Source organism: Francisella sciaenopsi (assembly GCF_045862875.1).
GTDB classification, from domain to species: domain Bacteria; phylum Pseudomonadota; class Gammaproteobacteria; order Francisellales; family Francisellaceae; genus Francisella; species Francisella sciaenopsi.
Window position 1 is genome coordinate 192,038 of record NZ_BTHG01000001.1, and the last position, 12,266, is coordinate 204,303.

Sequence of the window (12,266 nt, forward strand, 5' to 3'; positions counted from 1 at the left end):
AATTTTTCTTATATTTCTTTTATTTAGTTTTACCATGGAAAACTTCCTAAATAGTCTGGTATATATTTTAGAAGCAAATACAATTTTGTTTGTATGCCAAGCTTTTACTATTTTTGTAGTCTTAAAACTTATTGTTGATAAGAAGTCTCCGTCAAATATATTAGCATGGCTATTAGCTATACTCTTTATTCCTTACGTTGCGATTCCATTCTTTTTTATTTTCCAGCGTAAAGATAAGCGTAAATTTTGGCAAAAAAATGCTATGAGTATGGATGACAGCGAATCATTTGATAAGTCTTGTATATATGAAAATGGTTGTTATAACTTACCTGTTAATGTTATTAGAACATTTTCAAATCTTGAGTTATCTACTCTAACTATGAAAAATTCATTTGATATTTATACTGATGGAACAAAGTCATTTGAAGTATTTATAGAAGCTATAAGATCAGCTAAACATAGTATTTATATTCAAACATATATTATCAAAAATGATACTACATCAAAGCTTGTAATAAGCGCATTAGAACAAAAAGCAGCTGAGGGCTTAGATATTAAAATATTGATAGATTCGTTAGGATCATTTTATGTTTATCGTCATAACAAAAGAATATTTAAGAATCTAAGGATGCTAGGTGCTAAAGTAGTATTTTTTATGCCTATAATATCTAATCCTTTGCGTAATTATATAAACTATCGCAATCATCGTAAAATATTCATTTTTGATAATAACACAGTTTTTAGTGGTGGAATAAATATAGGTGATGAATATATGTCACCAAACAAGCATAATGGAATGTGGAGTGATTTATTGTTCAAAATTGAAGGAGAATCTGTAGTACATTTCCTAAAAGTTTTTTGCTCAGATTGGCACTTTGCAACATTAGAAGAACTAAACTTCAAAATTGAGAGTCAAATCACAACCGAGTGTTTCGTTCAGGTAATACCTTCTGGTCCAGATATGCATAAAAATCAGCTTTATGCTGGATTAATTACTGCTATAAACTCTGCTCAACATCGATTATGGATTATAACACCATACCTAATTCCCTCACTTGATTTATTACAATCAATACTATTAGCAAAATGTCGTGGGATAGATGTAAAAGTAATCACACCCAAAAATTCTGACCATAAAATAATTAATCGAGCTAGATCAAGCTATATTAGAGATTTACTCGAATGCAACATAGATGTATATTTTACTGAAAACATGTTACATGCAAAGGCTGTACTTGTTGACTCTAACATAGCTATTTTAGGCTCAGTAAATTTAGATAATCGTAGCTTATTTTTAAACTATGAAGTAGCAACTTTTATATATTCACCTAAACAAGTTAAGAAACTATATGAATGGGCAAAAACTGTAATAGAAGGCTCAACACAAGATGCATCTCACCTACCAACTAAACGTACAAGTTTAATCGTTGAAAGTATAATGAAAATATTGACACCATTAATGTAAGCTACCTAGAAAATTAGGGCTGTGTTACAATCTAGCTTAATAATTTGTTATCACCATATGAATAAATGGAAAATTTCTTACTACATTTACTATACATTCTTGAAGCAAATATCATTTTATTTGTATGTCAGGCATTTACAATATTGATTGTTTTAAAATTAATAGTTGATAAAAAGTCTGCTTCGAATATATTGGCATGGTTACTAGCAATACTTTTTATTCCTTATGTAGCAATACCTTTTTTCTTTATATTTCAACGTAAGGATAAGCGTAGTTTTTGGCAAAAAGAAAATATGGATATTAGCGAATCGAAGCTACAATCATTTTGTATTGATACAAGTGATAGCTGTAAAAATTTGCCGATTGAAACAATCAATGTTTTCACAAATATGGATCTACCGACCTTAACAAGTAAAAACTCTTTTGAGATGTATACTAACGGAGTTAAGTCATTCGAAGCCTTTATGGAAGCGATTGAAGCTGCTAAGAAAAATATCTATATTCAAACTTATGTGTTTAAAAATGACACAACCTCTAAGCTTGTAATTAGAGCCTTAGAAAAAAAAGCTGCTGAGGGTGTCGAAGTTAAAATGATGATAGATTCTTTAGGATCATTCTATGTATATCGTCACAATAGAAAAATCTTTAAAAACTTACGTAAATTAGGTGCTCAAGTTGTATTTTTTATGCCGGTAATATCAAATCCATTACGTAACTATATTAACTATAGAAATCATCGTAAAATATATATTTTTGATAATCAAACTGTATTTAGTGGTGGTATGAATATTGGTGATGAGTATATGTCGCCAATTGAACATGAAGGAATGTGGGATGATATTTTATTTAAAATCGAAGGAGATTCACTAGTATATTTTCTTAAAGTTTTTTGCTCAGACTGGCACTTTGCTACCAGTGAAGAGCTTGAATTTAAAATTGAAAACACTATTTCTCAGGAAGGTTTTGTTCAAGTAATACCTTCAGGACCGGACTTACAAGAAGATCAACTATATTCTGGGCTTATTACTGCTATTAATTCAGCCAAAGAAAAACTCTGGATAATAACTCCATACCTAATACCATCAGCTGAACTATATCACTCAATTATATTAGCAAAAAAGAAAGGCATAGATGTTAAAATTATTACACCTAAAAAATCTAATCATCAATTAGCTGATCGTGCTAGAGCCAGCTATATAAGAGATTTTCTAGCAAATGACATTGATGTTCATTTCACAAAGAATATGATCCATGCAAAAGCCGTGTTAATAGATAATAATATCGCCATGCTTGGTTCTGTTAATTTAGACAATCGTAGCTTATTTTTGAATTATGAAATTGCTACTTTTCTATATAGTAAAAATGATGTTGAAAGAATATATCAGTGGGCTGACAAAATATTAGCTGACTCTACACAAAGTACACAGCATATGACTACAAGCAAAGGTAGTCTGATCGCAGAAAGTATTCTTAAAATACTTACTCCTTTAATGTAACTGTAAATCGTAACACTTATTTACTATCTTTTAAATAGACTTTTGTTGATATTTTTTTATTTGATAAAAACGGATTAATCTCTTGAATTTGTAAATTATTATGTCCTTGTTTTTGATTTATTTTAGTTAAACCAAGGAGATATACTATTATGCAAAAACTTAAAGCCATATCGAAAGCATTGTTAATACTAGGATTAGGCACAACAATATTGACATCATGTTCAAATGATGATGACAAAATCAATGTTAATCCATTAGAACTTTATAGCAAAGTTACACAGCTTGAAGCTGCTTTTGATGAACAATATGGCGATACTTTTAAACTATCAGAAAATGCTAAACAATGTACTAAAAATATTACCAAAAACTCAGATGTATTTAAGTATATGGATAGCAAAACAGGTTATGATTATACAGATAACTCTCAATATGCCCAAACAGCAAAAAAATTAGTAGATAGTCTAGATAATCTAATGTACGAATTTAAAAATATTGGCTTTATTAAAGCTATAGAGAAAAGTGGCAAACACCCTGCTATTATGTTCGACATTGATAACACTCTTGAGTTAACTTCTTTTAATGATGATTACGATAGCAAAGGTACTAAACCAACTCCATATATTACTGACTTTGTTAAAAAACAATGTTTTAAAGATGGAGTTGATTGCTATTTTATAACTGCTAGGTATTGTAATACTGCCTCAGCAACTACTACTGCAAAATGGCTAAAAAAGAATCTCAATCTTACAGATAATCAGATTGATAAATATGTTTTTTTGTCAGGCTCAATTGAAAATAGCCTTTGTGCATCTGCTTCAAATGATAAAGTCGCTTATAAAGATTCATTTAGACAAGCCTTATCAGAGCAAAGAAATGTATATTGGCTTATGTCTATTGGTGATCAAATGACTGATTGGTACGGCTCTCATAGTGGTTTAAAAGTCAAATTCCCAAATCAGCTATTCCAGAGTAATATAGTACCTAATAACTATGATAATCCTAGCAACTGTATGTTAATGACTGTAACAGCACCTACACAAAGTTGCTATGATAAAATTAAATCAGGAATATTAGAGCATGGTACAATCAATTATTGTAAGAATTTCAAAGATAATAAATATTATGGTGGTAATTAAAGTCTAAATTATTGTTAATTTCTAAGTCCAAATAGCAACTACTGCCATGATTGCAAAACCAATAATTACAAAACTATACTGTTTAGTATTACAACAGTCTTTCACGAGTACAGATCTATCTAAACCATGTAAAGTTCCCATATATATAAAAGTACCTGCTGCTATAGCAGTAAATGTGGGCTCAATAAATGGATTTGTGACATAATTATGAGCAGCTTGTCCAAAGACTATTCCTAGTGGAGTCATTATTACAAATATTGTAAAAAGCATAAATCTCATTATAAAGTTCATATTTGTTTTATTTATATTTATAGCTAATGCAAAACTTGCTGCCCATTTATGTGCAATAATTGCTAAGAATATCACAAGTGCTACACTTAACTCTTCAGATAGACCTAAAGCTGCGCCTTCAAAGAAACTATGAATAGATAACATTATTGTTGCCATTATAGCCATAAAAGATAAGTTGCCTTTATTGCTCTTTGATAATGCTCCACCGATATGTTCTAACAACAAGAAAAGTAAAATAGTTACCCCTGCTATCAAAAATGGAAATGGATAATCTATATTTAGCTCTGCGAAATCTCCAGCTGAATCACTTAGCATATGAATTAAACCAGCACCTAAAAATACCCCACTTGCTAAAGCTTCACCAATAGGAAAATCAAAACTATTTGGATTATTTGCTTTCTTTACAAAAGGAAATATACCAGAGAGTACCGTTACGAATAAAATCACAAGCAAAATTGTTAATTGAAAATTACTCATTTTTAGACCTCTTCATCATCTGATTCAAACCAAGTAGGAAATGGATCTGCTAAATTGGTATATTTTTCTGGATTATCCCAATAGTCATTTATTAAGCATTTATCTAATGCTGCTTTGATTTGGGCATCATCCATCTCATCTTTTAGACCAATAAATACTATTTCTTGCCTTCTGTCACCACTTATATCATTCCATCTGTCTTTTAACATTTGTTTAAACTCGGGAGTGTCTGGCCACTGATCTTTGTCCATGCTAGCCCACCACATACCCATGCCTTGATGTCTGACTAATGCTCCAGCTTGAGAAACCTCGCCAACGTAATCAGGTCTTGTAGCTAACCAAAAAAAACCTTTAGCTCTAACTACTCCCGGCCAGTCGACATTATCAAAAAAATTCATTATCTTAGCAGGATCAAAAGGATTTATAGAGTGATAAACAAAAGATCTAATTCCATACTCTTCCGTCTCTGGCACATGCTCTTTGAAATTATATAGCTCTTTGCTCCATAAGGGATGATTTTCAGCTTCTTCTAAGTTAAATTTTTTTGTATTTACTACCTTATTTATATCAACTTTTGAAAAATTTGTTTCGATTATTTCAGCATCGACATTTAGGCCTTTAATTATAGCTTTGACAGTCTCTTTTTCTGCTGTCGAGCACTCATTAATTTTGTTTAATATTATGACATTGGCAAACTCTATCTGCTCAACCATAAGATCAACTATTGCTCTATCATCTTCATCGCCTAAGCTTTCACTAGTATTTTTTAGATATTCACAAGAGCTGTAATGACTCATAAAATTGACACTATCTACTACTGTAACCATTGTATCTATATAAGCAACATCTGCAAGACTCTTACCCTCTTCATCTCTAAACTCAAAAGTTGTCGCAACAGGTAACGGTTCTGATATACCTGTACTTTCTATGATTAAATAATCATATTTCTGTGATTTTGCCAACTGCTCTACTTCTACTAATAAATCTTCACGTAGGGTACAGCAAATACAACCATTACTAAGCTCTACCATTTTTGCTTCAGTTTTTGAGATATGTGAATCATGATTTTTGATAAGCTCAGCATCAATATTAATCTCATTCATATCATTGACAATCATAGCAATTTTTAAACCATTACTATTATTGAGAATATTACTTAATAAAGTGGTCTTACCAGCCCCTAGAAAGCCAGATAAAACTGTAACAGGTAATTTTTTCATATATAGAATTTTCTTGTAATTAAATTTTGATTGATATAATACACAAACATACAATATGTTACAATATAACAGTTTATTAAATAGTAAGAAATGAGTTATACTTTGTTGAGTAAATTAAACAAAGTTTGACTTCTATCAATGAGTAAAAGTATACAAATAGCCAAAGATTTCTGTGAAAAGAATAAACATAGATTTACCAAACCTCGAGAACAAGTACTTCAAACTATTTATAATCAAGACACTCCTCTAAGTGCATATGCTATCTTAGAAATTCTTTCAGCAAAAAAACAAACAAATCCTCCTACTGTATATAGAGCAATAGATTTTTGGTTAAAACACGGTTTTATCCATAGGATAGAAAGTCAAAATTGTTATGTAAAATGTAAAGAAAATCACAAGCATCAAGGCTTTGAAGTGTTTGTTTGCCAAAATTGTGGTTTTATTGACGAATCACATTTTTGTAATCTAGATATCTTTAAAGAGTTTCAAAAACTTACCCCTTATCAAGTCAATAGTTGGAATCTTGAATTAAAAGGACTATGTGATAAATGTCTTAGTAAGAGTTAATCTAGTATTCGTTTCATAGCAGTAAATTAATTATAATTACAATCTGCTCCAAGATGTTGATACATTAAAATTTTAACAATAAAAAGGAATTACCATGAAATTTCTACATTATAAGTATAATAATGATATTTATCCATGCATCTTATCAAAAGACATTTTATATAATATTAAAGATTTTGTATCAGATATTTCACCAAAAAATATTGTTAAACTTACTTCTATAATAAGTAATATTGATATAAATACTTTACCTATATTAACAAAAGATATAAATAAAAATAATATATCTAGCTGCATTAATAACCCTGGAAAAATAGTCGCTATAGGAATGAATTATTTAGATCATTTAGAGCGAGTTAATTTTCTTGGTGGACCAAAAATTAAACCAACTAATTTTATATTTTTTCAGAAACCTTCAAGTAGTATCACAGGACCTTATGATCCTATATATATTCCCAAAAACTGTAATAAACTAGATTATGAAAACGAACTTGCTGTTATTATTAGTAAACCTGCGAAAAATATCAAAATATCTGATGCCAATGAATACATATTTGGATATTGTATAGCTAATGATGTTTCTGAAAGGGGACTACAATTTCAACAACCTGGGCAATATAACATGGGTAAAAGCTGCGATTCTTTTTGTCCACTAGGACCTTACTTGGTTACTAAAGATGAAATTTGTCCAGATGATCTTTTTATAAAAACTAAAGTAAATAAAGAAGTTGTCCAAGATGGATCTACACAAACAATGATTTTTAAAATACCTACTTTAATAGCTAAATTAAGTGAATATTTTACCTTAGAAGCTGGAGATGTTATTTTAACGGGAACTCCTCAGGGAGTTCAGCTTGAAAATCAAATTCTTGGTTTAGAGATTAGTTATTTGCAAGAAAATGATGTGCTTGAGTTAGAAATAGATGGTCTAGGAATACAAAAGAATTTAATTTTGAAAGGTTAAAAAATATTACACATAAATCACATAACTAATGGACAAATAATTTTGTGAGCTTTTATACTCGGTACTTTTAGTTGCGATACTTGTATAATCTAAACCAAGCCATGAACTATACAATAAGTTATAACGAAACCCTCCACCATACTGAAGAGCATTATTATTTGTATTTTGATAAAGTTGAGAATAATCTAAATATGTTATAAAACTTTTCTCAAATAAGTTCCAAGTATAACTACCTTGTATTGACCATGATCCAACCACGCCACCAGAGTTTAAAAAATTATCATAGATATACTGAGAATCTGGTCTAATTGATCCAAAGAAAGGAACTCCTGAAATTTTATTTGAACTAATTGCTGATGAATAATTAACTCCACTAACACCTTTGTCTGTAACAGCTCCTTCAACGAAAAAATTAAAATCAGATATTGCCGCAACGTAATGAGCATCAAATACCCCTACTCTACCATTTGTGGTTGAATTGAATCCTGAAGAATTTGTATAGGCTATACCAAAATACTGATAATTTCCTTCGGTCGACATTTTATAGGTATATTTAGCATTTAAAGTATATCCAATACCTCCCTTGCTATCAGCATTCGTAGTTCCAAAATAGCCTTTTGTATTTGAGTTAAGTATAACAGCATTCAGAAGAATACTGTCTGTTGCATATGATAGATTTGCATTACCTCCTGATTGCATAAAATATAAACGGGTTAAAGTAGAAACATAATTTGATACAATATCAAAATTACCAAACATGACTACATCATTTGCTACATAACCAAAAATATTGCTCTCTGATAAATCTCCTACTGTTATATACCATGAATAAGGAATTACATGTGTTCCAGCGCCATCGTTATATACAGTAAGACTACCAAAAGCACTAATCCATTTAGATAATGTAGAAGCTACATATCCATCTATAAAATAAGAAAAATCTTTAGTTTCTCCTTGATTATGTATTGCATGAAGCCTATTCCAATCAATAAAAGCTGTTTTACCACCTGTATAAATATATCCATCCTCTAGTAAACCATCTTTTCTAGCTTGCATCATAAATAGAGGATGTCCTGTACGTTTAAGTGGATTTAGCATTGCATGTGAAAATACTTCATTAACCCTAAAACCATTAAAAGATTTATATTTAAGATAAGATGTATTTAATTGACTATTTATCAAATCATCATAAGTGTAGGTTTTTATCTGATTAATTTTATTTTTATTTAATGACTCTCCATACTGTATAGTCACATCATCAACTGTTTGTGTTAAATCTGAAGAATAATTATTTTGCTGCTCATTGCTTAAGTTATCAGAATACCCATTTATAAAAAAAATGATAGATAAAATAGGTGCAGCGACTTTGTGCATTAGACAGCTCTATTATAGGCAGTTATGTCAACTATTAACTAACCATTATAATTAATATTATAATCAAAAATATAAAGTATATAACATTCTGTATTATAGGAGTTATTTTAGCTGATAATCTAGTACCTATAGGAGCTCCAATTAGCGAACCTAAAATCATACCGACTGCCGCGGGAATATACACATATCCCAGACATAATTCTGGTAACATGGAATCTGAAAGACCTGTAACTATATATGTAATAGCTCCTAATAAAGCAATAAAAGGTGTAACAGCCGCTGCTATTGCTGCTGACTGACTCATAGTAAAATTTTTATGTTTTAAAAATGGCACAATCATAACACTAGAGCCAATACCAAGAAGTACAGCTATGGCACCAGTAAAGCCACCATAGATAATAGATAATATCCTCTTAGGCTCTATCCTCTGACTAATATTATCACTCTTGCTTTTTTTAGAAAATGATTTAACAGCCCATTTGATAACTGTATAAATCAAAAATATTATAAAAAATATTTTTAATACTTTACTTGATAAAAAACTTGCAAGTATCGCTCCTAAAATAGCTCCTATTATGACACCATACTTTATAGGAATAGCCACTCTCCATATTATATTATTGGCTCTATGATGTGAATATGTTGTAATAGTTGAAGTAAATATCATTACAAAAAGAGATGTAGCAACTGCTATATGCATAGCATTAGCACTAAAGCTAGGCTCATATACCGATATAAATACCATCATAAGTGGAACTATAGTTAACCCTCCACCAAGACCAAAAAGTCCTGAAAGAATACCAACAATCATCCCTGTGATGATAAAACAAACAGCTAGAAATAACATCTACTCATCCTTTAGAGTATGACTATGTTATTCCCATTCTAACATAAAATTAAACTCTTTGTTCTGCGTTAAACTTATCTTTTAGAATAGATAAAGTAGAATCTGTAGCTTGGTTTATAATTATATCATCTAAAGTTTTATCATTATCTTGGAAAAGCATGCTTAAAGCTATGCTCTTTCTTGCATTTTCGTCAGACTCATAGATATCAAAAATACTTACATCTTTTAGTATGCTTATATTAAGGTCATTGATAGCTTTGGTAATATCTCCAGCAAGTACAGATTTATCAACTAAGAATGATATATCTCTTGATACAGATGGATATTTAGAAATTTTTTCAAAACTAGGTATTTTCTTATTAACTAAAACATCCAAATTTAATTCAAACACTATAGGAGCCTTAGCTTTAATCTGGAAAGTTTTTAAAACTGATGGATGAATTACACCAATAACACCAATCTTATTACCGCCAGCAAGCACATAAGCTGATTGGCCAGGATGTAGCCAATTAACATCATCACATACTTCAAAGTTTAGATCAGCAATATCAGCACAAAGCGCCTCAATATCAGCTTTAATATCAAAGAAGTCTACTTTTTTTGTATTAGACCAGTTTGGATTCAGCAGTTCTCCATAAACTAAACCTGCAACTCTATCAAATTGAACTCTTTGCTTATTCTCTAGTTTGAAACAAGCGCCCTTCTCAAATACTCTTATTCTATTTTGTTGACGTGATGTGTTTGCCTTAAATGAATTGATCAATCCAGGTATCAAAGATTGTCTCATTACAGATAAATCTTGAGAAATTGGATTTCTAATAGCGATACCCTTTTGCTCAAAGAAAAACTCATCAAACTTAGGATCTATAAAGCTATAATTAATAGCTTCATGATAACCTCTATCAACTAACCTAGAGTTTAAAACATCATAAGATTGCTTTGTTTCTGAAATATTTATCTTAGTTGCAGCATACTTAGGCATAGTTTCAGGTAGTTTTGAATAACCATACACACGAGCAACTTCCTCTATTAGATCCTCAGGGATTTCCATATCAAAACGATATGAGGGAGGTAATACTTCTATACAATTACTATCAAAGCTTGTTTCTACATCCATGTGTAATGCTTTGAGAACTTCTGTTACATATTCTATATCAAAATCAGTTCCTAATACACGATTTAGTTTTTTAATAGAAAGAGTAATTTTATTTTGCTTATTTAACTTTTGTAAATCTTCTGATCCATGAATTGGAGCAACTTCACCACCTGCAATTTCATTTATTAATTTGATAGCTATTTTCATTGCTTTTTCAGCTAATTGCGGATCAACTCCACGCTCAAATCTATGTGATGAATCAGTATGTAGATTATATTTACGTGCCTTACCAGCAATTTTTTCTGGTACAAAGAATGCGCTTTCTAAGAATATATTAGTTGTGCTATCAGTTATTGATGAATCTAAACCTCCCATCACACCAGCTATAGCTAGAGCTCTTGAATCATCTGCTATTACTAGAGTATCTGATTGTAATTTAACTTCTGTTTCATCTAAAAGAGTTAGTTGTTCATTATTATCTGCATAGCGAACATTTATACTACCATCCAACTTATCTAAATCAAAAGCATGCATTGGCTGACCAGTTAGTAATAATACATAATTTGTTACATCTACAAAAAATGAGATACTTCCAATACCACTTCTTCTTAATTTTTCAACCATCCATAACGGAGTTTGGACATTATTATTTACATTTTTGATAATACAACCATAATATGCATGACATGCATCTACTGCAGTAATGCTGACATCTTTAGTGTCTGTAATAGTTGCTTTAGGTTCTAGTATTTCCAAATCTTTAAGCTCTGTTTTTGTAAGTGCAGAAACTTCGCGGGCTATACCGTATACACTCAAACAATCAGCTCTATTTGGAGTTAGATCGACTTCGATAATATTATCATCTAAATTTAGATATTTATTAATATCAACACCAACTGGAGCATCTGTAGGCAGATCCATTAAGCCATCAGCTTTTTCAGCCAAGCCAAGCTCTTCTTCAGAACACATCATACCAAAAGACTCTTGTCCTCTTAGCTTTGATTTTTTGATTTTAAAATCACCTGGTAAAACAGCTCCAATTTTTGCAACTGGTGCTTTCATACCTTCATATATATTACTAGCACCACAAACTATAGTTAGAAGCTCACCTTCTGCTACATCTACAGTACAAATATTAAGCTTATCGGCATCAGGATGTTTATTGATAGTTTTGATCTGACCAACAACAACACCACTGACTTTCTCTGCGACAACTGGTTCAATTGCATCTACTTCTAAACCAGCTAAAGTTAAAGTATCTGCCAAATTTTGGCTATTTTGAGTATCACCTAGATATTCATTTAACCAATTATGTGAAAATTTCATTTATAAA

Annotated in this window: 10 protein-coding genes; 5 read left to right on the plus strand and 5 right to left on the minus strand. The window is 30.6% G+C overall.

Annotated elements, in window-relative coordinates:
* Positions 1–34: 34 nt before the first annotated feature.
* The 3 genes from cls (ACKTR7_RS00960) (at position 35) to ACKTR7_RS00970 (ending at position 4,097) form a co-directional block, all read left to right on the plus strand.
* A complete protein-coding gene (cls, locus tag ACKTR7_RS00960) occupies positions 35–1,465 on the plus strand; it encodes a cardiolipin synthase (RefSeq protein WP_407876607.1) in 1,431 nt (476 codons plus the stop codon).
* 65 nt (positions 1,466–1,530) lie between these two features.
* Entirely contained in the window at positions 1,531–2,961 is a 1,431-nt protein-coding gene (gene cls, locus ACKTR7_RS00965) for a cardiolipin synthase (protein WP_407876608.1), read from the plus strand.
* A 149-nt stretch (positions 2,962–3,110) separates the two neighbouring features.
* Positions 3,111–4,097, plus strand: a complete 987-nt coding sequence (locus ACKTR7_RS00970) for an HAD family hydrolase (protein WP_407876609.1) — start codon at positions 3,111–3,113, stop codon at positions 4,095–4,097.
* Positions 4,098–4,118: 21 nt separating this feature from the next.
* On the opposite strand, the gene ACKTR7_RS00975 is transcribed toward ACKTR7_RS00970, so the two are convergent.
* Together ACKTR7_RS00975 and ACKTR7_RS00980 are read right to left on the minus strand one after the other, a co-directional pair.
* Positions 4,119–4,865 carry a ZIP family metal transporter gene (locus tag ACKTR7_RS00975; protein ID WP_222829698.1) on the minus strand — a complete coding sequence of 249 codons (747 nt, stop codon included), beginning with the start codon at positions 4,863–4,865 and terminating at the stop codon, positions 4,119–4,121.
* Between the two features lie 2 nt (positions 4,866–4,867).
* Positions 4,868–6,085: a GTP-binding protein gene (locus tag ACKTR7_RS00980; protein ID WP_407876610.1), complete on the minus strand. Its 1,218-nt coding sequence runs from the start codon at positions 6,083–6,085 to the stop codon at positions 4,868–4,870.
* Positions 6,086–6,223: 138 nt separating this feature from the next.
* Here ACKTR7_RS00980 and ACKTR7_RS00985 point away from each other — a divergent pair, with 138 nt between their 5' ends.
* Together ACKTR7_RS00985 and ACKTR7_RS00990 are read left to right on the plus strand one after the other, a co-directional pair.
* Positions 6,224–6,652, plus strand: coding sequence for a Fur family transcriptional regulator (locus tag ACKTR7_RS00985; protein WP_407876611.1), 429 nt, complete (start codon positions 6,224–6,226; stop codon positions 6,650–6,652).
* Positions 6,653–6,746: 94 nt separating this feature from the next.
* Complete coding sequence (locus ACKTR7_RS00990; protein ID WP_407876612.1) at positions 6,747–7,616, plus strand: fumarylacetoacetate hydrolase family protein; 870 nt, start codon at positions 6,747–6,749, stop codon at positions 7,614–7,616.
* A 6-nt stretch (positions 7,617–7,622) separates the two neighbouring features.
* On the opposite strand, the gene ACKTR7_RS00995 is transcribed toward ACKTR7_RS00990, so the two are convergent.
* The 3 genes from ACKTR7_RS00995 to pheT are packed head-to-tail and all read right to left on the minus strand — an operon-like array spanning position 7,623 to position 12,259.
* A complete protein-coding gene (locus tag ACKTR7_RS00995) occupies positions 7,623–8,990 on the minus strand; it encodes a hypothetical protein (protein ID WP_407876613.1) in 1,368 nt (455 codons plus the stop codon).
* Positions 8,991–9,024: 34 nt separating this feature from the next.
* A complete protein-coding gene (locus tag ACKTR7_RS01000) occupies positions 9,025–9,837 on the minus strand; it encodes a sulfite exporter TauE/SafE family protein (RefSeq protein WP_407876614.1) in 813 nt (270 codons plus the stop codon).
* 49 nt (positions 9,838–9,886) lie between these two features.
* The gene (pheT, locus tag ACKTR7_RS01005; RefSeq protein WP_407876615.1) at positions 9,887–12,259 is read right to left on the minus strand and encodes a phenylalanine--tRNA ligase subunit beta; all 2,373 of its coding nucleotides are present in this window, start codon (positions 12,257–12,259) and stop codon (positions 9,887–9,889) included.
* Positions 12,260–12,266: the final 7 nt, after the last annotated feature.